Source organism: Cohnella cholangitidis (assembly GCF_014107495.1).
Lineage (GTDB): Bacteria > Bacillota > Bacilli > Paenibacillales > Paenibacillaceae > Cohnella > Cohnella cholangitidis.
This window is the reverse complement of record NZ_CP041969.1, coordinates 2,117,715-2,143,321: the sequence shown is the minus strand read 5'-3', so window position 1 is coordinate 2,143,321 and position 25,607 is coordinate 2,117,715. Positions and strand designations below refer to the sequence as shown.

The 25,607-nt window shown below is 49.3% G+C and carries 19 protein-coding genes and 1 pseudogene; 18 read left to right on the top strand and 2 right to left on the bottom strand.

Annotated elements, in window-relative coordinates:
* Positions 1-36: 36 nt before the first annotated feature.
* The 10 genes and pseudogenes from FPL14_RS10170 to FPL14_RS10125 all read left to right on the top strand — a co-directional run bounded on the left by FPL14_RS10170 (position 37) and on the right by FPL14_RS10125 (position 14,498).
* Complete coding sequence (locus FPL14_RS10170; RefSeq protein WP_182302869.1) at positions 37-1,428, top strand: ADP-ribosylglycohydrolase family protein; 1,392 nt, start codon at positions 37-39, stop codon at positions 1,426-1,428.
* A 388-nt stretch (positions 1,429-1,816) separates the two neighbouring features.
* Complete coding sequence (locus tag FPL14_RS10165) at positions 1,817-3,568, top strand: sensor histidine kinase (RefSeq protein ID WP_182302868.1); 1,752 nt, start codon at positions 1,817-1,819, stop codon at positions 3,566-3,568.
* Between the two features lie 12 nt (positions 3,569-3,580).
* Positions 3,581-5,188, top strand: a complete 1,608-nt coding sequence (locus tag FPL14_RS10160; protein WP_182302867.1) for a helix-turn-helix domain-containing protein — start codon at positions 3,581-3,583, stop codon at positions 5,186-5,188.
* A 100-nt stretch (positions 5,189-5,288) separates the two neighbouring features.
* The gene (locus FPL14_RS10155; RefSeq protein WP_182302866.1) at positions 5,289-6,257 is read left to right on the top strand and encodes an ABC transporter permease; all 969 of its coding nucleotides are present in this window, start codon (positions 5,289-5,291) and stop codon (positions 6,255-6,257) included.
* A gap of 12 nt (positions 6,258-6,269) precedes the next feature.
* On the top strand, positions 6,270-7,211 hold the full coding sequence (locus FPL14_RS10150; protein ID WP_182302865.1) for a carbohydrate ABC transporter permease: 942 nt from the start codon (positions 6,270-6,272) through the stop codon (positions 7,209-7,211).
* A gap of 71 nt (positions 7,212-7,282) precedes the next feature.
* Positions 7,283-8,845, top strand: coding sequence for an ABC transporter substrate-binding protein (locus tag FPL14_RS10145; RefSeq protein ID WP_182302864.1), 1,563 nt, complete (start codon positions 7,283-7,285; stop codon positions 8,843-8,845).
* A gap of 203 nt (positions 8,846-9,048) precedes the next feature.
* Positions 9,049-9,614 (top strand): annotated as a pseudogene (locus FPL14_RS10140) (hypothetical protein); the annotation flags it as partial.
* Between the two features lie 15 nt (positions 9,615-9,629).
* Positions 9,630-12,377, top strand: a complete 2,748-nt coding sequence (locus FPL14_RS10135) for a glycoside hydrolase family 9 protein (protein ID WP_407644668.1) — start codon at positions 9,630-9,632, stop codon at positions 12,375-12,377.
* A 114-nt stretch (positions 12,378-12,491) separates the two neighbouring features.
* A complete protein-coding gene (locus tag FPL14_RS10130; protein WP_182302861.1) occupies positions 12,492-13,484 on the top strand; it encodes an FRG domain-containing protein in 993 nt (330 codons plus the stop codon).
* Positions 13,485-13,712: 228 nt separating this feature from the next.
* Positions 13,713-14,498 (top strand): helix-turn-helix domain-containing protein, encoded by a 786-nt coding sequence (locus FPL14_RS10125; protein WP_182302860.1) that lies wholly within the window; start codon positions 13,713-13,715, stop codon positions 14,496-14,498.
* Positions 14,499-14,718: 220 nt separating this feature from the next.
* On the opposite strand, the gene FPL14_RS10120 is transcribed toward FPL14_RS10125, so the two are convergent.
* Positions 14,719-15,591: an immunoglobulin-like domain-containing protein gene (locus FPL14_RS10120; protein ID WP_182302859.1), complete on the bottom strand. Its 873-nt coding sequence runs from the start codon at positions 15,589-15,591 to the stop codon at positions 14,719-14,721.
* A gap of 222 nt (positions 15,592-15,813) precedes the next feature.
* On the opposite strand from FPL14_RS10120, the gene FPL14_RS10115 reads away from it, so the two are divergent.
* The 8 genes from FPL14_RS10115 (at position 15,814) to FPL14_RS10080 (ending at position 20,868) form a co-directional block, all read left to right on the top strand.
* On the top strand, positions 15,814-16,158 hold the full coding sequence (locus FPL14_RS10115; RefSeq protein WP_182302858.1) for an ArsR/SmtB family transcription factor: 345 nt from the start codon (positions 15,814-15,816) through the stop codon (positions 16,156-16,158).
* A 23-nt stretch (positions 16,159-16,181) separates the two neighbouring features.
* Positions 16,182-16,697, top strand: coding sequence for an SRPBCC domain-containing protein (locus tag FPL14_RS10110; RefSeq protein WP_182302857.1), 516 nt, complete (start codon positions 16,182-16,184; stop codon positions 16,695-16,697).
* A gap of 310 nt (positions 16,698-17,007) precedes the next feature.
* Complete coding sequence (locus tag FPL14_RS10105; protein WP_182302856.1) at positions 17,008-17,820, top strand: alpha/beta fold hydrolase; 813 nt, start codon at positions 17,008-17,010, stop codon at positions 17,818-17,820.
* 39 nt (positions 17,821-17,859) lie between these two features.
* Complete coding sequence (locus FPL14_RS10100; RefSeq protein WP_182302855.1) at positions 17,860-18,294, top strand: YciI family protein; 435 nt, start codon at positions 17,860-17,862, stop codon at positions 18,292-18,294.
* A gap of 41 nt (positions 18,295-18,335) precedes the next feature.
* On the top strand, positions 18,336-19,553 hold the full coding sequence (locus FPL14_RS10095) for an RNA polymerase sigma factor (protein WP_407644667.1): 1,218 nt from the start codon (positions 18,336-18,338) through the stop codon (positions 19,551-19,553).
* Between the two features lie 13 nt (positions 19,554-19,566).
* Positions 19,567-20,013: a YciI family protein gene (locus FPL14_RS10090; protein ID WP_182302853.1), complete on the top strand. Its 447-nt coding sequence runs from the start codon at positions 19,567-19,569 to the stop codon at positions 20,011-20,013.
* Positions 20,014-20,027: 14 nt separating this feature from the next.
* Positions 20,028-20,369 (top strand): DUF1801 domain-containing protein, encoded by a 342-nt coding sequence (locus tag FPL14_RS10085; protein ID WP_182302852.1) that lies wholly within the window; start codon positions 20,028-20,030, stop codon positions 20,367-20,369.
* 52 nt (positions 20,370-20,421) lie between these two features.
* Positions 20,422-20,868, top strand: coding sequence for an acetyltransferase (locus FPL14_RS10080; RefSeq protein WP_182302851.1), 447 nt, complete (start codon positions 20,422-20,424; stop codon positions 20,866-20,868).
* A 65-nt stretch (positions 20,869-20,933) separates the two neighbouring features.
* Here the strand turns inward: FPL14_RS10080 and FPL14_RS10075 are convergent, their stop codons facing one another.
* Entirely contained in the window at positions 20,934-25,340 is a 4,407-nt protein-coding gene (locus FPL14_RS10075) for an AAA family ATPase (protein ID WP_324617894.1), read from the bottom strand.
* Between the last annotated feature and the right edge of the window lie 267 nt (positions 25,341-25,607).

Sequence of the window (25,607 nt, the reverse complement as noted above, 5' to 3'; positions counted from 1 at the left end):
AGACACGGATTACACTAACGGGGAGGAATTTACGATATGAAAGCATGGGAAAAAGCATACCGATTAATGCAAAACGCGAATCCGGTCGTACTGGACGAGGAAGAACAAACTTGGTTGGCCATGACTCAAGTGGAGCAATTCTATGATATGACCTTGAAGCTATTCTGGCATAGCAATGTTCCGGGATCCGGAGCACCGGAGATGTTGGCCGTCGCGGCCGTGCAATCGATGCATAATATGGGCTATAAGACCGATCATCTTCTTCCTCTGCTTGAAGCCGGAGAAGCGGCGTTCGACAAGAATGACATGATGGAGCTTCAGCGGATTACTGCACGGCTGATGAACGAGTTATCTCGTCTGCCTAAGGACGAAGAGGCCGAGTATTGGCGTTATCAGTCTTACGAGAAATGGGAAGCATACGAACGGAAGGCGAAATTCCAAGCATATGAATCATACAATGTGCATACGGACGATTTCGCATCCCGCATCAAAGCAGGATGGGTAGCCCAGATCGTTGGCGGTGCTCTCGGAACCGCGATCGAAGGGTATACGTCCCAGAAGCTGCAAGAGAAGTTCGGAGACATCCGGGGTTATGTACGTAAGCCGAATACGTATAACGATGATATTACGTTCGAAATCGCCTTCTTGAGCGCTTTCGATAAATTCGGTTATAAGGTATCGTCAGGGACGATCGCCGAGGAATGGGTGGCGCTCGTGCCGAGCGGCTGGTCGGCGGAAGAAATCGCCTTGAAGAACATACGGAACGGGATCTATCCGCCGGAGAGCGGGTATTTGAACAACCCGTTCCGGGAATGGATCGGCGCCCAGATGCGCGGCGCGATTTGCGGCATGGTTGCCCCGGGCAACCCGAAAGAAGCGGCAAAGCTAGCCTGGAAGGACGCGGTCGTCTCGCATGCGAACAACGGGGTGCTGGGAGAAATCTTCAATGCGGTATTCGTATCGCTCGCTTTCGTCGAGAAGGATATTCGGAAGATCGTTGAAGTGTCCGTAGACGCGATTCCGTCAGACAGCGAATACTATGCGTTCGTTTCGAAAGCCCTTCAGTGGTGCCGCCAGCATAGCGATTGGCGCGAAACTTGGAAGTTGTGCGAGGAAATGTTCAAAGAATACAACTGGATCCACGCATATCCGAATGCAATGGCGGAAGTGGTGGCGCTATGGTATGGCAACGGCGATTTCGACGAGACGCTGCACATCATTGCGATGGTGGGCCAAGACGTCGACTGTAATGCTGCGCAAATCGTTACGGCGCTTGGCATTATGAACGGACTTTCCTCCATTGACCGCAAATGGACCGATCCGATCGGAGACGTGCTCGACACGTATTTGCGCGAGATGAAGAAAATGAAGATCACCGAGCTGTCCGAGTGGACGGTATCGGCGGTGCGGAAATATCAAGTTCAGTAATCGGCGAGCAGCTATCACGGAAGACTTTCTGTGGTGGCTGCTTATTTTTTTAACCTAAAGAACGACCGTTGCCGGATTCCAAAGCAAATCCGCTCATAAACTGGTCCCATGCAAAGTTGGATCCTCCTCCGGTTCTCCCACGCAGACACATAAACAGACCCGATATGGGAATTCCCCAGTTTTCGCGTCTCGCCTCTTGATAGTCATTTACGTTGTTAACGATCAACAGCTTAAATCCACACGGAATAATTGTTTTTAATGCTATATATCTGTTGTGCCTCAGTCACGGAGGTGTCGGTTGGCAATTACAATTAATAAAGAAATGTATATTGAGGTAACCGTTTACAATTGATAGACTATCGATATCCGAATCGATGGAGGATTTTCCATGCTGCGATCCATTAAGACTCAGTTAACGATCAGTTTTTTCGTCGTCATGCTGCCGATCGTGTTATTTTTATACGGCAATAACCTCTACGCTAAACAAGTCGTCCGCGACAAAGTTTCAGAGACGTATCGGAATACGCTGGATATCTTCGTTCACCAAACCGACGAGTCGATGAACATTATTAGCGAATATCTCAACAAGCTGACCGTACTCGACGATAATGTCGGGCTGTTAATGTCATACCCCTACGGGAGCGATAATTACATCCTTACGAAAGTCCGGATCCAGAACGCGCTTAATCGGGATGTCGACTTTTACAATCTGATCGATACAATCGTGATTTACAGCAAGAATGATATGATGCTCAGCACCGATTCGATCGGACAGTATACGAATATCAAAAATATGTTCACCGAGAATATCGACCGCATGATCGGCGAGGGTAAAGCTGCGGGCCAAGGGAAATGGATCGCTTGGAACGATTCTAGAGTGGCAGGGGGGGACTTCTTAATCAATTTCGTAAAAGTGCCGACGGAGGAGTTGTATGTCGGGGCAATGATTAAAGTGACGGACCTACTCGAATTGCTGTCTATTCAGTGGGACGATGGAGATATCGGGGAAGGCGCTATTTACGGACCGGATGGCAGGAGACTTGGACCGCAAAAAGACGAAGCGCAAGCGAGCTTGTCCCATGAAGATATTCAAACCGACGACGCGCCTTACAAGTTCGTCAATGATAAAATTTCGGGCAAACGATATATGATCTTGAACCGATCTAGCGAAACCGCGAATATGACGACGAGTATTCTCGTACCGGAAGGCTATATGCTGCAAGGACTTCCTTATTTTCAAAAGGCAACTTACTTCATTATGTTCGGGATTCTGCTCCTCTTTACGTTGTATATGTTCTTCATCCGACACACTCTGTTCAACCCTCTCCAATTGCTAATCTCGGGCATGAAAAAGATCTCGCTGGGCATTCTTGATATTCGCTTGCAGACGACGAAGACGGTGGAGCTTGAATTCCTAGCCAATACGTTCAATAATATGGCCGAGCAAATCAAGAGTCTGCGGATCGGGATGTACGAAGAACAGCTTCGGGCGCAGAGGATCGAATTAAAGCAGCTGCAAGCCCAGATCAACCCGCACTTCTACATGAACAGTCTCAATATTATTTATAATTTCGCTGCGTTGGACGATACGGGTTCAGTGAAACAAATGGCGCTTCATTTAGGCGATTATTTTCGATTTATTATGAAAGGCAACCGTGATCTGATCTCGCTTGAAGAGGAATTGAAGCACATTCGCAATTATATCGAAATCCAGAAGTTTCGTTACCCCGATTTGTTGCATTGCAACGATCGGATCGAGGATTGGATGAAAGGGGTCATGATACCAGCTCTGTCGCTTCAGCCTTTTGTAGAAAATTCGATTATCCACGGCTTTGTCAACCATAAGCGTCCATTCTCGATTTCCATCACAGGATCGTTATCGCTCGACCACCATGGGAAATTTTTGAATATCACGATAGAAGACGACGGAGCGGGGTTTCCCGATGACGTATTGTCTAGTCTGCGGAATGGAGACAGCTTGCCTCAAGCGGAATCGAGCCGTCTCGGCATTCTGAACGTCGTGCAAAGATTGAAGCTGCGCTACGATAGGTCGTCCGTCGAATTTGCGAACGCATCCCCGGAAGGCGGGGCGATCGTTCGGTTGAAGCTGCCGCTGGATTCTAAACTGGAACCGAATTAGGGGGATTAAGCCATGTACAACGTTTTGGTCGTCGACGACGAAATTGTAGCTATTCGGGGAATCGTTAAAGGAATAGACTGGTCCTCGTTACCTATCGCAAATATGTTTACTGCCCTCGATGCGGAAGAAGCGCGCGATATTCTAACGAACAATCGGATACATGTCGTCGTCTCCGACATCGATATGCCTAAAGAAAACGGGATTAAGCTATTGAATTGGGTCAATGAGCATTCGCCTCGGACGGTAACGATTTTCCTGACCGGGCACGCCGATTTCGTCTATGCGCAGCAAGCCGTTCAATTAAATTGCTTCGAATACTTGCTCAAGCCGATCGATCACAACTTGTTGAAGGCAAGCGTCGTTAGGGCGCTGGAACTGATCGAAACGAGAGAGCAGGAGGAAATGTTTCAAAAAACGTATGCGCATTATTATGATCAATGGAACCGTCAGCTGCCGATAATGATCGAGCGATTGTGGCAGGACGTGTTGAGCTTGCGCATACCGGCGACGGCCGAGCGGCTAGAGCCATTATTCAAGCTGTACGAGATGAAGCTGGATACCGATTCATCCGTGCTGCCGATTCTCATCAGCGTCGAGCGGTGGAGGCAAGAATGGAGCGCCCGGGACGAAGAGATCATGTCTTACGCTCTTAAGAATGCGGCGGAGGAAATATTGCTTAAAGATTGGGAAGGGCATGTCGTGCAAGAGCAAAACGGGATGATTTTCGCGCTGATATACGGAACGGAACATCCGGTAGATCAGGAAACGCTGCAAGAACGAAGCGAAGAGTATATCCGGAGTTGCGGCGATTACTTGCATGCGGAAGTATCCTGCTACATTGGCGAAGCCGTCCCGGTCTCGGGGCTTCGAATATGTACCCGCAACCTTGCGGACATGGAAAGAAGCAACATAAGCCAAACCACAGGCGTTTTCCGGATGACCTCCTTTACGAGGAACAAGCGGATCTACGCTATGCCCAATCTGCAGGAATGGATCGTTTTGGCGGAACGGGGGAAGAAATCGCAGTTGCTGAAAAACGTGAACGAGCTCTTCGATCAGTGGCATGCCGAGCAAGCGAACTCTATGATTAGAGTCAACTTTTATTACGGGTTAGTCAATTGCGTGTTCCAGCTTCTTCAACGGAGATCTTTGGTTCCTTCGGACGTCTTCGTAGATGAGGAGTGGCGGACGGGGGAGCAAGCGCTGAAGTCGTTCGCCGCGATGAAAGATTGGACGATTCGGTTCGTGGAGCGTTTGGTCGAATATATGGCGACCGAAATCAAAGATGTTTCCAACGTGATCGTTAAGGTGCAGCAATTCATCGAGAATAACGTAAACCTGGATCTGAACAGGGACGAAATCGCGGAGCAGGTTTACTTGAATCCCGCATACTTATCGCGTCTATTTCGGAAGGAAACCGGCAAATCGTTGACGGAATTCATATCGGAACATAGAGTGGAGAAGGCCAAGCGGCAATTGGAGAATAGCAATCATAAAATCAGCGACATCGCGGTTTCCGTCGGGTATTCAAACTTTTCGCACTTCTCGCAGCTCTTCAGGAAGCTGACGGGAATGACGCCTCAGGAATATAGGAAGAAATATCAGGACTGCGCTGAATAGGTCACTAGAGCAATAAGTGGGTAACGACGCCGATAGAGTGAGGCGTCGTTTGTCGTTTACACTGGTATCACGAACTTAGAAGAAGGAGGACAAACAAAGAATGGCCAAGGCATCCGCGCAAACGGTTACAGATGCTATCGTAAAGCCCCGAAAATTAACTTGGAAATTAATTCTGCGTCATTACTGGATGTTCTACGCGATGATGCTTCCGGGCGTTATTTTGCTGCTCTTCAACAATTACGTTCCGATGGCGGGAATCATCATCGCTTTCAAGACGGTGAACTACGAAATCGGCATATTGCGTAGTCCGTGGGTGGGGTTCAACAATTTCGACTTTCTGTTCAAGTCGCCGGATTCTTACATCATCATACGAAATACGCTGCTGTACAACTCGTTGTTTATATTGCTTAACATGACGGTTCCGCTTGCTTTTGCAATTATATTGAACGAGCTTAAAAACCGGTTTTTATCGAAAACGTATCAAACGATCATGTTTTTGCCCTACTTTTTGTCCTATATCGTCATTAGCTACTTGGTCTACGCCTTCATGAGCGACGAACATGGATACTTCAACGAGACGCTGCTGCCGGCGCTCGGGCTCGAGCCGGTGCGATGGTACTTTACGCAAGAGGTTTGGCCCTTCATTCTGCCCCTTATCAATACATGGAAGGGCATGGGATATTTCACGGTCATCTATTTAGCCGCCATTATCGGTATCGATGACGAGTATTACGAAGCGGCGACGATTGACGGAGCCAGCAAATGGCAACAGATTACCCGCATTACGATCCCATTGCTCAAGCCGATTCTGACGATCATGACTTTATTGCAGATCGGCAGAATATTTAACGCCGACTTCGGGTTATTCTTCCAAGTCCCCCGAGAATCGGGCGTGCTCTTTCCGGTCACGAACGTTATCGATACTTACGTATACCGCACCTTTTTGACCGTAGGCGATATTGGATTATCGTCGGCCGCAGGTCTGTTGCAGTCCGTGGTGGGATTTGTTCTTGTATTTCTATCAAACTGGGTCGTTCGCCGCTTCAATCGCGAGAACGCGTTATTTTAGGAGGGACGACAGATGGCCGTTATCGCCGGGCAGAAAACAGCATCGTCCGGAACCAGTCCGAAAAATCGACTTACTAGGGCAGTATCGCTCGGTTTCCACGCGGTTTTCATCGCGTACTCTCTGCTATGCATCATTCCCATCCTGCTCATTGTCTCGGTATCGTTATCCGACGAGAAATCGGTAGTAAACAACGGATATCGATTTATCCCGGAAAAGTTCAACCTGGCGGCATACGAATTTCTGTGGAGAGATATCGGGCAGATCGCTTATTCCTACAAGATCTCCATTCTGGTTACGCTGATCGGCACGTTGTTAAGCGTCATTATTATCGCGCTATATGCTTACCCGATATCCAGAAGTCATTTCCCGCATGCCAAATTCTTCACGTTCTTCGTATTCTTCACGATGTTGTTCTCCGGAGGCCTTGTGCCTTGGTATCTCGTCTACGTGCAAATGCTCGATCTAAAAGACACCTTGGCCTCATTGATCATCCCGCTCTTGATGTCGGCCTTCTGGGTGCTCGTCGTTCGAACCTTCTTCAAGGAATCGGTTCCCCCCGAGGTGTTGGAATCGGCCAAAATCGACGGAGCTGGCGAACTTCGAATTTTTTTCAAGATGGTCATTCCGCTATCTCTGCCGGTACTCGCTACGGTCGGGCTATTCCAGACGCTGACTTACTGGAACGATTGGTTCCACAGTCTCGTGTTCATCACGGACAACCATAACATCTCGGTTCAATATCTCATGTATAAAATGCTGGCCAATATCCAGTATCTCTCGAACAATCCCACTGCGGCAGCGGAAATAGCGAGGGCAGGCGGCATGTTCAACTTCCCGAGCGAAACGGTCAGGATGGCTCTTGTCATCGTGGGGGTCGGACCTATCATTTTCGCTTATCCGTTCTTCCAGAAATACTTCATTAAAGGGTTGACCGTCGGGGCCGTCAAAGGCTAAGGATGATTATTACGGCTATTTCCGGGTAACCGGCTAGCATAGATAAAAATACGATGGAGGTCGAAAGATTCATGAAACAAGCAAACAAGGCAAAGGTATCCTGGTTAGCGCTTATGATTGCCGTGTTTCTGGTACTTGCCGCTTGCGGCAATAGTAACGGCAACAAGAACGCAGAGAACGCAAAAGAGAGCAGTTCTTCAGAACCCGCTGCCGCTTCGCCGTCTTCTTCGGCAACGTCTTCCCATGCAAGCGCAAGCGAATTAAAGCCGTACAAGTTAAAGCTCGTATATGAAGGAGCCCCGCAAGCGGACGAGAAGAAGGTTGAAGAAGCCCTTAATAAGATCCTGACGGAAAAAATCAATGCCACGATCGACATCGTTGGGATCGATTGGGGCGCATGGGACGATAAAATGAACCTGATGATCGCCTCCCGCGAAGCCGTCGACGTGTTGTTCACGGCGCAATGGAACGGATATGCCAAAAACGTATCCAAGGGCGCTTACAAGGAAGTCGGAGAATTGTTGCAACAATACGGACAAGGAATTCTCGAAAGCTTGGATCCCGCTTTCCTTGAGGGCTCCAAGATCGACGGCAAAAGTTACGGCATACCCACGAACAAAGAACTGGCTTCGGCCGGCGGCATCGTCTACCGGAAGGATATCGCCGAAGAGCTCGGTCTTGATATGAACGCGGTCAAAACTCCGGAAGATCTGGACGCTATCTACAAGGTCGTAAAGGAAAAAAAACCGGATATGATTCCGCTGTATACGACGGGCAGCTTGTTCACCGTGCACTCCTTCGCGGAGTTTGATTACCTGGGCGACGGAACGATTCCCGGCATCATTATGAAGAATGGCGACGACACGAAAGTCGTGTTGGCGGAAGAAACGGATATTTACAAGAGATACTTGCGCATTGCGCGCGACTACTTTACGAAAGGCTATATTAACAAAGACGCCGCGACGACTCAATTATCCACCCAAGATGCTTACAAAGCGGGCAATGTGTTCTCCACTATCGACCCGATGAAACCGGGCAAAGCGGAAGAAATCGCCAATGCCGCGGGTATGCCCGGCAAGCTGGGTCAGATCATGATGACAGGCAAGACCGTTTCCACCGGGGAAACGGCAGGAGCTATGCTTGCGATCTCTTCGACTTCGGAGGATCCCGCTCGTGCCATGATGCTTATTAATCTGCTGCATACGGACAAACAAATCAACAACATGCTGAACTTCGGAATCGAAGGCATTCATTATACTCTGAACGGCGAAGTCATGACGCCTACCGCGCAGACCGCGCAATATTCTCCCGCGGCCGCATGGGAGCTTGGCAACCAATTCCTTAACTACGTCTGGGATTCGGAAGATCCTAGCAAATGGGAGCAATTCAAAGATTTCAACTCCGGAGCCAAATCGTCGCCGGGACTTGGATTCGTATTTAACAGCGAACCCGTCAAGGGCGAAGTCGGTGCGATTGCTAACGTGATCAAGCAGTATCAGAAAGCGATAGAATCGGGTTCGATAGATTACGAAAAGATGCTGCCGGAGTATATCGACGCGCTGAAGGCTGCCGGCGCCGATAAGGTCGTAGCGGAAAAACAGAAACAATTCGATGCGTTCTTGGCCGGCAAGTAATGATTAAAAGATAGGGATTCAGCGAAAAGAGGGCTGTTCAGATGGTCATTAAATGACTTGAGGGACAGCCCTTTTTTTATGACAACGGCCTGGCAATTAAGGAGGTGATTATCTTTCTAATCTTTGTTTGAGCCGTCCATAGCGATGATCTTGCTTCTCTGGTCCGCGGGAAAAGGAATATTTTATTAAAGGAGTGAACGATAATGAGAAAGAAAATAAGTTTGATTCTTGCTTTTACCGTGTTGGTTACAACATTTTTATCTTTTCCGCTCAACGCTAACGCTTCTACTCCCGAAGCGCCTGCAGGGTGGAGAAACTTGCTGGATTACCGTATATTCAGTACGACATCGGATGGCTGGGCCGGCGACAGCGGGTTTGGATTGGAGACGCAAAATGGGAAACTCCCAGTCGATAATTCCGTTACGTTAAATGGATTGCCTTCATTAAAATTAAATACGATGACTGTTTCCAATCCGTCCTGGTATAACGCTTTGATCACCGTAGCCGGGTGGAAAGCATACGACTTCACGCCTTATTATGCCAACGGTTTTCTTGAGTTTAACATTAAGGGCAAGCAGGCGGAGAATCCTTTCTGCTCGGTTTTAAAGACAGGGTGTTCGAAAGGGCTGCCGGCAATGAAATTACCACAACCGTAAATATCAAAAACTATATCCATGTTACGACCGGTTGGACCCATGTGAAAATACCGTTGAAAGATGTCATGCAAGTTTCCCAAGGAATTTATCCTTCTTCGGTCGATGCGTTATCCATCAAAAATGACGGTATGAACCCATTAACAGTCTGGTTTAACGATATTAAGGTTACATCGCCGGATAAGGAGAGGGAGTATCACCCCATCAAGGTAAATCAGGCCGGGTATCCGATTCACGTTGAAAAACAGGCGCTTGTTACAGGTTTTGAGGATGTTCTCATGGTCGATGAGAATACTTCGTTTAACGTGATTAATGCGGAAAATCACTCTACGGCTTTTACGGGAACGCTTGTGTTGAAAAAGAATTACGATGCCGTCGACAGCGGCGAGAGAATCTTTACGGCCGATTTTACTAGTTTACAAGTTCCGGGAACCTATTATATTGCAGTGCAAGGACTTCAGAATTCGCCGAAATTCACGATCGGCAATGCCAATGCGATATACGAACCATTCTTGGTCGACGTTGCGAGGTATTTTTATTACCAAAGGACAGGAATAAATATTACCAGTCCGTATACTCAAAATTATCAGAGAACCGATTTCACGCCCGATACCGCGGTGCCTTTAATGTCCAATCCTTCGATCATAAAAGACGTATCGAAAGGCTGGTATGATGCGGGCGATAAAGGCAAGTACGTAAACGCCGGCGCCAAAGCTTTGTCAGATCTTTTCTGGGCATATGAAATTATGCCTGAGAAATTCACGGACAATCAGTTTAATATTCCTGAGAGCGGGAATGGAATTCCTGATATCCTGGATGAAGCAAGGTGGGAACTGGAATGGATGCTCAAAATGCAGGATGCTGCAAGCGGCGGATTCTATGCGCGAGTAACTTTTCAGGATGACGATAATTTAGTCGATAGAGAGGTTATCGACGCAGATACGGTAAGTCCAAGAACAAACATCAAAACTACCGCCGATACGGCTACCGCAGCCGCCGTATTGGCCCATGCCTACTTGATTTATCAAACTATCGATCCGGCTTTCGCTCAGAGTTGTTTAGACGCGGCAATAGACGCATGGGGTTATCTGGAGGCACATCCGGAGCTTATCGGTACTCCCAACACGGGCAGGTGGCCCTATGATGTGACGGATGACGCTTCCAACCGGCTTTGGGCCGCAGGTTCCCTTTACCGAACGACTGGCGATGCAAAATATAATAACTATTTCGTTGCAAATTACACGAAAATGGGGAAATTTTTCGAGGATGCAAATGAATTTGCAAGCAGTTGGGGGGATACCTTTAATACCGGCTTCTTCAGTTATCTAAAGGCTGCCAATAAGAATCCTGCGGTTGTAAGCTGGTATACTACTAAATACGAGCAATGGTTCAATGACAAAGTGAACAGATACAATGAAAGCGCATGGAATAGCATTGTGAGAAACGGTCACTATATTTGGGGGATAACCATGCAGTTTGCAGATGTACCGATGGAAATGATTATTGGTACAAAATTGCTAGGGACCTATGCAAATAACCTCGAGATTATTAATGACATCACATATAGTCAATTAGACTGGATACTCGGCGCAAATCCCGTAGGCATATCTTTTGTGTCGGGGTATGGCGACAATAGCGTAAAGTATCCGTTCAGCGTCATGTTCAGAACGGATGGCTTGCAGGGGGTACCCAAGGGGTACCTGGTAGGAGGACCGAATAGATTCTCCAACGATGTGAATACCGGCAACCAGATCTCAAGATTCGCAGCGAAAAACTATACGGATAATTTCCAAGAATGGACTACGAACGAGCATACCGTTTATTGGAATTCCGGATTGGTGTTCGTGGCAGCATTTGCGACCGGGAGCGGCAACGCTAACAACAACTCGACGATAAGTCCGAATACAGCCGCCTTTGACAAAAATACCGCCATGCAGGCGGACGTTCCGGTGACCCTGACGCTGAACGGAAACACGTTTTCCGGGATCAAGAACGGCACGGTTTCCCTTGCCGCCGGAACGGACTACACCGTTTTCGGCAACGCGATCACGCTGAAGAAGAGTTATCTTGCCCAGCAACCCGTAGGCACGACGAACTTGACGTTCCTGTTCAGCGCCGGAGCCTCTGCCTCGCTAGCCATTGCAGTGAGCGATTCGACAAGCAACGATACCGTAGCACCTTCGGCTCCAGCCAACCTGAGCTCGACAGGTCGCACTAGCCAAACGGTATCGCTGCAGTGGGGGGCGTCGACCGACAATATCGGCGTAACGGAATACATGATCTATAACGGTGCGACGCAAGCCGGTTCAACGAGCGGAACAGTATTTACGGTGACGGGCTTAACAGCGGCAACCAGCTATACCTTTACGGTGAAGGCGAGAGACGGGGCCGGCAACGTGTCGGCGGCAAGCAACGCGATAACGGTCGCGACCGATTCGGCGAACGGCGGCACGAGCTTGGCCGTACAGTACAGAGCGGCTGACACGAACGCGGCCGACAACCAAATCAAGCCGCATTTCAATATCAAAAACAACGATACGAGCGCCGTTGACCTGAGCACGCTGAAGCTCCGTTACTACTTCTCCAGAGACGGCAGCGCATCCGTCAACACCTGGATAGATTGGGCGCAAATCGGCGGGGAGAACGTCCAACGGACGGTGACGGACACGTACGTGGAGCTCAGCTTCTCCTCCGGCGCGGGCTCGATCGCGGCGGGCGGGCAGACCGGCGACATTCAGTTGCGCATGTCCAAGTCGGACTGGTCGAACTTCAACGAATCGAACGACTACTCGTTCGACCCGACGAAAACCGCCTATGCCAATTGGGATCATGTAACTCTCTTCCAGAACGGAACTCTCGTATGGGGGATTGAACCTTAAGCCGCTGGGACTTATAGCAACCCATAACAAAGTCGGAGCCCGAAATCCTCGGGGCTCCGACTTTGTTGTCTAGTTATGGCATTAAAAGCAAGTAATAATAAGGAGGTGCTTTGAATGTCCGAGAACCCTAATGTTGGCTTTAAAAAGCATAAAATAAAAAGCTTTCAGGGATATCTGGATGTAGTTAAAAAAATTAAATCCGAGGAAGAAACAGTATGGTTCCGTGGACAATCAAAGGCATGGCAACGGTTGGTTCCGTCAGCCATAAGGGATAACTATGCGATAGCTGATCAGTTTGGCAGACCCATGGACCCACATGGAGGAGCCGCTAGAGGGGAAGCTGTGGCTATATTACCATTTCCGACTATGTTGCAAAAGTTTAAGGAACTAGCAATAACTTACTTAGGGGAATATTTAAGAGCAGAGCCTAAGAACGATCTTGAGTGGTATTTCTTAGCCCAGCATTATGGCGTGCCTACTACGCTTTTGGATTGGTCTACCGATCCGCTAATTGCTTTATTCTTTGCAACCCAAAGCAACATTGATCCCAAAATGATAATACCGGTAGACGAGGCGATTAATGACTTTAATAGAAACTCGTTTAGTCGATACGGAGCTTCTGTTTTTGTAATGGATCCCAAAAAGGTAAATGCACATGTTGGGGAGCACATCTGGAACAATTCAGAGAAACCTTTTACTGAAGTAATTAATATTGCGAAGGATAATGTATATGATCATTTTAAGCGATATCTTGATGAAGACGTTGAATCTCGTTTCATGATGCCATTCTGTGTTTTAGGCAGCCCAATTGATCGCCGCATCTGTAGACAGTCCGGCAATTTTACTATCCATGGGAGCCAAGTTGCACCTTTGGATTATTACAGTGATGTTCAAGTACTGCTGCATAAGATTTTTATTCCCTATTCCTGTTTTGAAGAGATAAAGGACTGGCTGAACGTATTGGATGTAACTGAAGAATCTGTTTACGGAGATGGAAAGCTTCAATCTTTGGTTTCGTCTATAGGCAGTGAGGCTAGAAATAAATTTAATGAGAAATTGGATCAATTGAAAGCAGAGTATAGATTGGCTGCTGTCCAAAGAAAATAAAGTTGTAGACGGAGAAAATAAAGGGTAGAATGTCGTGGCCTCATTAAGCTATAGGGCAGATTAGTCTAATGAAGCAGTGGGGCAGTCTAGAACCCAATGACCTACGTTTTTTCTACAATAAAAACCCATATGCAACTCCAAGCGGCGCAAACGCAACCTTAAAAATATAGTATCGAATCCTTTGTTTTTCTATAATTCAATTAGTATCGAGCAAAGGAGAGCAAGCCTATGTCATTTAGCGAAAAATTGTTGCAACTACGAAAAGAAAAAGGGTATTCCCAGGAAGCTTTAGCTGAGAGACTTAGCACAACCAGACAGGCAGTAAGCAAATGGGAGAACGGACAAGGATTTCCTGAAACGGAAAAGCTGCTTATGATCGGAAACTTATTCGAGGTATCCATCGATTATTTGTTGAAGGAGACCGAGGAGAAGGGAAGCCGTGAAGAGCGTGGTTATTATGTCAGCCAAGAAATGGCGGAAGGATATTTGAGCCACCAGCATAAGTCGTCCAACCGTATTGCGTTAGGCGTGTGCTTGCTCATTCTGGCTAGCTTGCCATATCTGATGCTTAGACAGGAGCCCGTCGGTTATTCCTTCCTTATCATTTTGTTGGCAGCAGGAGGCATCGTTTCACTCGTGGCAGCTATACTGAAGGATGAGGAGCGGTACCATGTGCTGGCGAAAGAAGCTCTTCTGTTGGATCAGGGTTACGTAAAGCAATTGACGGAACGTATGAATCGGTTGAAGGGTAAGTATACAGCGATCATCGTCGTCGGGGCTAGTATGGTTGCTGTAGGAGGAATGGCATTTGCACTAGAGAGAAAAGGGATCTCTGAGGGCGTCTTGGTCCCATATTATCCGGTTTTCGTCGTTCTGATCGCCCTCGGCACCTATGCAATCATTCGAACATCTACGCTGTGGTCCTCCTACAGTCTGCTGATTTACAATGAGAAGCATATCAATCGGAGGAATGAAGGATTTTGGAGAAAAGTAAAACAAAAGCTTGTTGATTAAGATATGAATTTTTCTATAGAGGGATCCTGCGTGCGCCAGAATGGAAAGGTTGAAGTTCGATTCACTTTGTTGCATCGTTTATTAAGCTAACGGAGAACGTTAGTACAATAAAACAGCGGCAGTCTAGGACTTTTTTCCGTCCATGGCTGCCGCTGTTTCTTTTATTGGGGGCAGTTCCTTGAAGGGCGAACGATGCGGAAAATAGAAGCTGGAGGAATACTTATACCTTAATTTCCGCAGCTAGTTTTACTGATAAGTCGGTCATGTATCCTTCGATCTGCTTTACGATCCGATAATTTCCGGGTTCAAGCTTCCGGGGAAACCTAACCTCTTCGCGGTGCGATTGGCCGGGTTGTAAACGGAACCCGATTGCCGGAACGGCACTATCGTCGGGTAAAAGCTTCCACCCTTCGGAAACTTTTTGATAAATCCCATAGCCATATCCAAAATACAGATCGGTTGGACCGGCATTATAAAGAATTAGTTCCGTTTGGTCGGATCCGTCAATCGGTTGTTTTACGGTTAGGCGAGCGTTGAGTTCGTTCGGGGGGACGAAAATGGGCGCGATCATCGTGTCTTCGACAACGCCCTCGGGAGAGACGATTTCTATGCTGAGGAGATAGTTTGCGTTCGGCTGTTCCGGGATGTTGTATGAAAAGTCAAGACGTCCATCGAGCGTATTTTTGATGTCGGCCACGTACTCTGTTATCAGTTGAAGCCGTTTTCCGTCTTTGTCCCGGCTTGTGATTTGAAAACGAGCAGACCGCCCTTCGGGAATTTGACCTAGAGCCGCTCCTACCTTACTTCCTGCTTCGGTTTCTTCGGAAGTGTAGGAAGCAATAAGATTAAATCCGTTCTCCCCTTCAAACCATTTTCCCGTCATGGGGCGGTAATCGGTAGCGGCGGATAATGCCTGTTCCCGAGAGAGCTTGGCAGAAACATTTACCTTATCCGGATTGCCGACGAAATCAGTAAAACGAGCGACAGCCGTATCAATGATTACAGGCGGCGCGCTCTCCGGATGCGGGCTTGATTTACTTTCGCATCCTAACAAAACAAATCCGAGCGCAATGATCGCGAGAAGCTTTCGCAATGATAATCACCCCTTTCTCTATAGACGGCTCTTTTACGGAATAGTTACGATAATCTATCGTCGTCTCCATTTTCTTTTCCTATGCCTGTCGGATGGTTTGATTAAAATATTCCTTGACAGGAATATTCCTTATAAGGTATATTCAAATCATCAAGAAGATGATCATGGCGATGAAGGGGATGAGATAATACACAGAAACCATTACTTAACGAGGTGAGCGACATGTCGAAGAAGATTCCGGGCATGGACATGACGACGCTGAGCGCATTGGCCGAACCGAATCGTATGGACATTGTCGAACTGTTGCGCGACGGGCCTCTGACCGTGGGGGAAATCGCCGACCGGCTGGGGCTTCGCCAGCCGCAAGCCTCGAAGCATTTGAAGGTGCTCAGCGAGAGCAGGATCGTGGAAGTACAAGCCGAAGCTAACCGCAGAATTTACAAGCTCCGGCCCGAACCGTTCGAAGCGCTGGATTCGTGGGTGCAGTCCTTTCGGCGCATTACGGAAGAGAGATTCGACAGATTGGATGGCTACTTGCGAGAGCTGCAAAACAAGGAAAAATCATAACATCATATATAGGAGGAATTACAATGTCTAACAACAAAATGGTTTCGAGAGTAGAGAACGAGCGGGTACTGGTATTGGAGCGCGTGTTCGACGCGCCGCGCGATCTCGTGTTCCAGATGTTCAAAGAACCTGAGCATCTTAAGCATTGGTGGGGACCTAGAGGCTGGGAGCTCACCGTTTGCACCGTCGATTTTCAGCCGGACGGCGTTTGGCACTACTGCATGAAATGCGTCGATCGGAACCAAGGTCAATTTTACGGCATGGAATCTTGGGGCAAAGCCGTATATAAGGAAATTGCCGAGCCGGAGAAGATCGTCTACACCGATTACTTCTCGGATGCCGAAGGCAATACGAACGAGACTATGCCTTCGACCGTGGTGTCTTTAGAATTCATCGATCTGGATGGGAAGACGAAGCTGGTTAACCGCGGTGAATACGTGTCTGCAGATGCGCTTAAAACCGTCATCGACATGGGCATGATGCAGGGGATCACCGAAACTTGGGATCGTCTGGAAGAGCGCCTGAACGAAGTCAAGTAACGCAATTCGCTGCAAATAGATAGATTTATTGATCGGTTAGCTGACGGAAAACGATAGTTCAATAAAACAGCGGCAGTCTAGGACCTTATTTTTCTCGTCCTGGGTTGCGCTGTTTCTAGTGCCGGGCTAGTCTAACCCATGGAGCCGTGGGACTCGGTTTACTATATTTAATTGTTACGTGATAATAATGAGAAAGAATCAAAAATATTTTTTCGCGGATGCGTCGATTTTGCGGTAGACGGTTCGTCGTCATAATAGAAGCTTGAAACAATAGCTTAACGATTTACTATAACGGCAAAGGAGAGATACGATGCAGTTAGCCACTTCAAAAGACGGTACAAAGATTGCTTACGACAAAACGGGCCAAGGACCGCCGCTCATCCTCGTAGCGGGTGCGTTCAGCTACCGGAAATTTCCCGGGCAGGTGCAGCTGGCGAAACGTTTGTCGGAGCGCTTCACGGTCTACAACTACGACCGTCGAGGCCGCGGCGATAGCGGAGACGCGCAGCCCTATGCCATAGAGCGCGAGATAGAGGATCTTCAGGCAATGATGGATGAAGCAGGCGGATCAGCCTATGTTTGGGGTCTATCTTCAGGGGCGGTGCTTGCTCTGCAAGCGGCGGCAAGAGGCTTAAATATTACGAAATTGGCCTTGCACGAGCCTCCGTTCGTCGTCAATACCGAGGGTCACAAGCCTCCGCAAAATTTCGTTCGGGAAGTTACGGCGCTCATCGCCGCGAATAATCGGGCGGATGCCGTCAAGTACTTTATGACCAAGGGCATGGGTGCTCCTTCATTCGTAGTCGGCTTGATGCGGATTATGCCGGGCGTGTGGCCTAAGCTCATGGCCGTTGCTCACACGCTCCCCTACGATGCGGCTTTGTTGGACGGCTACATGGACGGAAAGCCGTTGCCCGCCGAATCGTGGAGCGCGGTAAAGATGCCAACGCTGGTGCTCGAAGGAACGGAAAGTCCGATTGGACTGCGTCATGGTGCCCAGGCACTGGCAAACGTACTGCCGAATGCGCGATTATTGAGCAAAAAGGGACTTGGCCATACGAAGAAACTCGATACGAAAATCATTTCATCGGAGCTTACGGCATTCTTCGCGGGTAATCTCTAATCTGAAGAAGCTTCGCCATAAAATAGGAGGGTTCACAATATGAGATTTATGATGATCGTTAAAGCGACTACAGACTCAGAGGCAGGAGTTATGCCCAGCCAGGAGCTTATAGAAGCCATGCAGAAATACAACGAGGAATTAGTGAAAGCCGGAGTGTTGCTCGCTGCCGATGGATTACAGCCCAGCTCGAACGGAATCCGGATATCCTATCCGGAACCCGGCGGCAAACCGAAGGTTATTGACGGTCCGTTTACGGAGGCCAAAGAAATGATCGCGGGATATACGCTCATTGAAGTCAAATCCAGGGAAGAAGCCATTGAATGGGCTATGCGCATGCCCGATCCCCATGGATTCGGACAGGGCGAGATCGAGCTCAGACAAGTGTTCGAGGCGGAAGACTTAATGGATAATCCGGAATCGTTAGCGAAAGAAGCCGATCTTCGCAAACGGCTTGAGGAGCAGAAAAAGGCGTGAGTCTGCCCCATGCTCACCGAACCGTCGATGCGATCTGGCGAATGGAGTCCGCCAAGCTTATCGCGGGGTTAACGCGAATGGTACGGGATGTCGGCGTCGCGGAGGATCTTGCCCAGGATGCTTTGGTCATTGCCCTTGAACGTTGGCCGGAGACCGGCATTCCGGACAATCCGGGCGCCTGGCTCATGACGGCCGCGAAGCGGCGCGCGATCGACCTCATACGCCGGAACAAGCTAAGGGATCAGAAGTACGTAGAAATCGCCCACGGCATGGACTTATATACGGAGGATGACGTAGATCAGGCTTTGGACGGGGAAATCGGCGACGATCTCCTTCGCCTGATCTTCATGACTTGCCATCCGGTGTTATCGCAGGACGCCAGAGTCGCCCTGACGCTTCGCCTGTTGTGCGGGCTAACGACGGAGGAAATCGCGCGTTCTTTCCTAGCCGCGGAATCAACGATTGCCCAGCGAATCGTCCGGGCCAAGAGAACTCTGAGCGCCGAGAAGGTTCCTTTTGAGGTGCCTGCGGGGAAGGAACTCAAAGATCGATTGTCCGCGGTGCTTGAGGTGATCTACCTCATGTTCAACGAAGGATATTCGGCGACCTCCGGGGAGCACTGGATCCGTCCGCTGCTCTGTCAGGAGGCCCTGAGGCTGGGCCGCGTTCTCGCCGAGATCGCTCCTCATGAACCGGAAGTTCACGGGTTGGTTGCTCTTATGGAGATTCAATCTTCGCGGTTTAAAACCCGGGTTAATTCCAAGGGGGAACCCGTCCTTCTCATGGATCAAAACCGGGCGCAGTGGGATCGGCTGCTGATCCGCCGCGGCTTGGCCGCGCTGGAGCGCAGCCGGAAGCTCGGCCGTCCCCTTGGGCCGTACGCGTTGCAGGCCGCGATTTCGGCTTGCCACGCGCAGGCACCGACCGCGGCGGAGACGGATTGGATCCGAATTGCGGCTCTATACGAAGCATTATCGAGAGTAACGCCTTCGCCGATCGTCGAATTAAACCGAGCGGTCGCCATAGCCATGGCGTTCGGTCCGGCTTTCGGGCTGGAGATCGTCGACGGTCTGATTGCCGAACGCTCCTTGCAAGGATACCATCTGCTGCCGAGCGTTCGCGGCGATCTTCTGGCCAAGCTGGGACGATACGATGAAGCACGAATGGAATTTGAACGCGCCGCATCCATGACCCTTAATGAGCGTGAACGAACGCTTTTATTAAACCGGGCGGCCGAATGCCAGTCCGGAATATTCTAGGAGGGAACCAAGAATGCGTTATATGCTGATTGTCAAAGCGACAGGGTATTCGGAGTCCGGAATCCATCAAAGCCGGGAGCACAACGATGCAAAGGCAGCGTACAAAAAGTCTTTGGCCAAGGCCGGCGCGCTTCTTGCCGCGGAGGAGCTTCAGCCAAGCTCGACCGGGATAAGGATAACGTATCCAACGCACGGCGGAGAGCCGGACATACAAGCAGGCCCTTTTCCGGCAGATCATGAGCTCATGGCGGAATATATTCTGATCGATGCGAAGACGGAGGACGAAGCCGTGGGTTGGGCGCTTCGAATGCCGGTTCCGGCGGGCCGCGGAGAGTGCGAGATCGAACTGCGGAGACTCGAAGAGAATTCGGATTCCTTGCGGGAGCCTAGAACGCGGGCATTGGAAGCCGATTTGCGAGACCAACTCTACATGTTAAAAAATAAAACTCAACGTACATAAAGGAGAGTATGAGAATGAACCAAGAAGTAACCGATTTTATCGAAGCGTTAAAAGAACCATGGCAGGGAGAACTGGCAACCCGTCTGCGCGAGGTTGTCCATCAGGCCGTTCCGGATGTTCATGAACGTATTCAGTATAAGAAACCCCATTTTTTGAAAAACGGCAAATACGCCGCGGTCGTCTCGACATCGAAAGACGCGGTCAGCTTTACGATCTTTAACGCAGCCGCTTTGGAATTGCCGGAAAGCATGTTCGACGGCCCCCCGGAAAGAAAAACGCTGAAGCTGCGAAAAGGGGATACGTTTGATTCCAAGCAACTGGCGTCATGGGTCAGCCAAGCTTCGGAATCGCTTTAGAGCGCCTGAACAAGTCGGTAAGCAAAGTAAAGAAGAAGGACGGAGGATAACTGTGCTAAATGAAATTATCTCCTATCAGGATGAAAATCACGAACAATTAGTGGATATCTGGTACCGGGCCGTACGTCATACCCATACCTTTTTGACGGAACAGGATATGCAGTTTTATCATCGGATGGTTCGAAACGGCGCGCTAAGAGAAGTTGAGATTTGGATGGAACTGAATGAAAGCAAACAACCGTTAGGGTTTATTGGACTTGATGGAACGACAATAGAGATGTTATTCGTCGACCCGGATTACCATGGGAAAGGGATAGGCAGCCGATTAATCGGACATGCCGAAACTATAAAAGGCTCTAAGCTCAAAGTTGACGTGAACGAGCAAAATGAGGGAGCGTACGCGTTCTACCAACGTTATGGATTTATTCGGACGGGACGATCGGAACTAGACCCTTCGGGACGCCCGTATCCTCTACTGCATCTTGAACTGAATAAGTAAATAAAACAGCGGTAGATCCAGGACTTTATTTTCTGTCCCGGTCTGCCGCTGTTTCCTTTTATTATTCAAGAATTCCGACCAATCAGTTTCAGTTCCTTGGCTTGCTCGATCGCTTTGAAGCGCCGATTGACCTTCAGCTTGGCGAAAATATTTTTGACGTGTACCTTCACCGTACCTATGGCAATAATCAGGCGATCGGCAATTTCTTTGTTGGACAATCCGGCAGCCAATAATGCGAGGACTTCCAGTTCGCGGTCCGTTAGCGGCTCCTCCATCGCGCTGGAAGGAGCATCTTGCGTATGTTCCTCCATTCCCGGTTCCGTATCTATCGGTTCGGACGAGCTCTGCAGCACGCACATCATGATTCCTTGCGAAGCCATCGCGAGCAGAACTTCCATGCGATCATTCGCGAACACGCCGCTTGTCCTTTTATTCTCAAGATACAGAACGCCCAGCATCATGCCGTGAACGGTTACGGGGATGCACAGGGCCGATTGCGGGCGGTGTTTGGCCATATAGGGGTTATGAATCAGCCAGCTTTCTTCTCCTCCGGCATAATGGACGGCCTCGTGCGTGCGAAAGACGTATCGAATGATTCCTTCCGGCAAAAGAAGGCTTTCGTACAATTCCATGGGGAACCGGACGGCGGCCTGCTCCTCCGAATCCGCGTACGCCTGTATAGTGAGCGCGTCATCGTTCGTGTTCGTGAGCAGAGCTCCCTTGCTTGCGCCCGCATGCTTCATAATGGTGTTCATGATTTCCGCCAGCACGGTATCCATGTCCATCTGATTCGTGATCGCTTGGGTCGTTCTGAGAATCGCGGCGAGATCCATGCTGTCCGCGGAACGGGGTTCGCCCTGAAAGCCCGCGGCCGCGATCTCCAGCTCGGCAGCCGTTCGGCTTGCCGGCGATTGCGTTCTTACAGACGTTAGCGCGGTATTCTCTTGAAATTGTACATCCAACACCAGCCTCTCCAATTGAGAGGTTTTCAAGTAAACATCCCATTGTCTGAATCCTTCAACGGCAAGATGCAAATAATGCAAAGCCGTCTTTCTCCTGTTGCTTCCCGTATAGTGGCTAGCGGCTAGTTCGCCGGCTAGGCTAATGACATGGATATCGCCGTGCTCCCTGGCCTCGCGGATCGCTTTATCGTACCCCTCCTCGGCGGCCCCGAATTCGCCGATCGCGCGCGCAAATTCGGCTTCAAGCAGGTATTGCTTTGCCCGATATTTGTCCGGGCTCCACTGCGTCCATTTAATGAATCGCCGAATGCCTCGTTGCAAGCTTTTGCTTACGGATGAACTTTCCCCGGACGTTTGGCGTGCGGCCAATGAGGCAAGCGATTCATAAAACAGGCATTCCGGCAAATGAGGCAAATGAGTAGCGTATGCCTCATAGGGCTTGGCTTGCTCGGCCCATCGGACGGCCTCCTCATAGTTGCCCAGCAAATAGTAAAGCTGAGTCTTGTAGGTGCAATATTGAAATAGAGTGGTGGCCGAGGTTTCCTCTTCGCGAATCCGTTGTATAAATTCATCTTCGTCGAAGCCGGGGCTGCTGAACGAGCCGGGAGCGGCCGTTCCGCCTTTCAAGGCGAGAATAACTTGCTGATACAGGTAAAAGTTCTGCCTTACGAATTCATCTTTCGTCGTATCCAGCACCGCCATGTAGTCCGCGATTTTTTTGGACAATTCGCTTAAAGACGCTCTTGCGTACAAGGAATTGACGTGCGCTCCCATGGCGTAACTGGCAAAAACATAATCTCCCGAATCCATGCCGCAACGGAGCGCTTTACTTAGATAATCGTCCACATCGCGGTTATTCCCGGCAAATTGGCAGAGAACCGCGCCGAATATCGTATAGGTTCTGCTTTTAATCGAGGCGCTATTATAGCGCTCGGATAGCTCCACGCCGATCTTGCCCATGGCATAACCTTGATCGAATTTGCCGAACCCGGTCCCCAGAAGCATGCCGAATGCGGAATAGACGGTCGCGGAAGCGGGGGTGTTCCCATGTTTAAGCGACAGTTGAATGGCTCTGCACATCAGCAGGATGAAGACCTTCTTATCGGTAAAAAAGGTGGAGGGTGTAATCGAGAAAATCAGGTTCATCGCGGCAATGCGATCTTTGTCCGACATTTCCTCCAAATGGGCGAGTTTGTCATGCTTATTGCGAAGCAAGATCTCGATTCGCTTGACCTCTATCCAGAGCGTTAAGTTTCCCGGATTGGGCGAAATGATAACGTGATGCTCTCTCAGGCTTTCAATGCCTAGTGCCGTCCCCTCTAAATATCTGCCTTGATTAATGTGCTGCATAATTCGGATCATTTGCACCCGGCTGCGTTCGACAGGATTGCGGGCACGGTCAAGCAATAATTCGATTTCCCGTTCATACGGATCGGAATTGCCGCACAAATATTCGCATTCTGCTTTCTGGGCATGCAGCTCGAAACAAAACTCGAACTCCGTGTCCCAGTCTTTGTCTGACAGCAGCTCCGCGCCTTTTGCGAAATATCCCAGAGCAATATCGTATGCGGAGGAGGCCTTGGCGCGTTTTCCGGCTTCCGAATTCAAATTGACCAGCTGTCTTAGCTCGCGTTCGTCTTTAATCGTCTTCGAGCCTTTATTAAGATGGTTAACGGCGTCGAACGAGCTTTCTCCGATCCCGATATCCGATCCGAGCAGGCATCTGCCTATTCGGATATGGATGTCTTGTTTCGATTGATCATCTATTTGATTATAGATCAGCTTCTGGATGTTATCGTGAGCAAAACGATAAATCCCGGTATCATGAGGCACAACCATCCCTTCGGCTTCAATAAGGAACCACTCGGAGACGAGTTCGTCTCTATCGAGGCTCGCGACGGAAGAGATGAGATCGAGGTGAAACGTGCTCCCCACGCAGGCGGCCGCTTTGAGCAGTTCCTGCGCTTGATTCGAGAAACGTTGCAATCTGCGTTCCATTAAATCATGGATGGCATAACTAGGTTCCTGCTCGATGATCTGTCCCAAGTTCCATTGCCAGCATCGTTTTTCATGATTGTATAGCAGAATGTTGTCATCCTGTAAGCGGAGCAGGATCTGTTTGAAATGAAACGGATTGCCGCCGGATCTGCGGTATAACAGCTCCGTCAAGATAAGCGTAGAGTCGGCATCGCTATTCAGCGTCTCCATCACGATCAGGTTCATTTGCTCCATGCCGAGCGGCGACAGATGAATGTGACGGACAACCGCTTGATCCGTGACGCTTCCGTCCGTTTCGTACCCCGGAAGCTTGCTCCGATCCGTTTCCGTATGGCGATAGGCGCAGACGAACATGAGATATTGGCATTCCGGATCGGATAACAAGGCTTGAATCAATTGCAGGGACGAAGAGTTCGCCCATTGCAAATCATCGATGAAGAGGACGATGGGATACTCTTTGGAAGCCAGCGCCTGCACGAATTTGCGGAAAACGTAAAAGAACCGTTTCTTCGATTCATTGGCCGGCAGTTCCTCCGCAGCCGGCGTGTTGCCCAATATATGCCCGGCTTCGGGGATGATCGTCGTAATGAGGTCGGCATTGGCGCCGAGAGCTTCTTGCAGTTTGAGTCTCCATTGCTCGGTTTGATCCTTCCGCTCGCCGAGCAAATGGCGCATTAACCCGCGAAAGGCCTGAATAATAGGGTGATAGGGGCTTTCGTTCGAGATTTGCTCGAACTTGCCGGCGATATAGTAAAAATCCCGCGAATGCCTTTGTTTTCGAAAGATCTCTTCTATTAAGCTCGTTTTGCCGATTCCGGCATCTCCCGAAACGTAGACCATTTCCGTAGATCCGAAGCAAGCGGAATAAAAGGCTTGAGTGAGCATTGAAATTTCAAGCTCTCTGCCGTGAAATCCGGGTTCCATGAAAAAAGTATCGTGGGCGCGTCCGATTTTATCTAAATCGGCGATTAGAAAACCGGCGTTCTGATAACGGCTATCCGGATTTTTCTCCAAAAGCTTCATGACGATGGATTCCAGACCGTCGGGTAATCGCGTTCCTTCGTTCGTTAGCGGTGCCGGGGATTGCGTCAGATGCAGGTACACCCATTCGAGAGGATTGTCGGCTAGAAAAGGAAGGCGTCCGGAGAGCATTTCATAGAAAAGTACGCCTAAAGAATATAGATCGCTGCGCTCGTCCGCGGTACGGAGCATCCTGCCCGTATTTTCGGGCGAGCAATAAGGCAGGCCTGCGTCGGGAATGCCGTAGACGGACGATCGGACGTAGCCGTCGTCCGATCGACGCGCCGCGTGGCCGGAATCTATCAAGCTAGCGTCCGTCCCATTCGCTGAAACGAATATCCGCTCAGGCCGCAAATCGAGGTGTATGAATTGTTGCTGATGAAGTTTCCCGACGCTGGCCGCAATCGCTCTAGCAAGGATAAGGAAAGCATCCGGCTTCATGTACGCTTGTCCGTTCATAAATTCTCTGAGCGTTATTCCGGCTTCTTTCATTTCCGAACACCTCTGACTACATTTTATGTCAATTATTTTAACGGAAAGAGGCATCCCTATTAAAGAGGTTATTTGCCAACCTTGCAGCTTCGCGCGAAATCTATCGCTTATCATAAAACCGATTCGCTAAAGATTCCATACCTCCAAGGAGGTATGGAGCAGTTATTTTTTAGGCGTTTAATGCCTCATTTCGAACAAAGATATCCCTTTATGGGTATGGCGCAGGATAAAGAGTTATTTTATCTTACTAATAATTAAATAGATTAA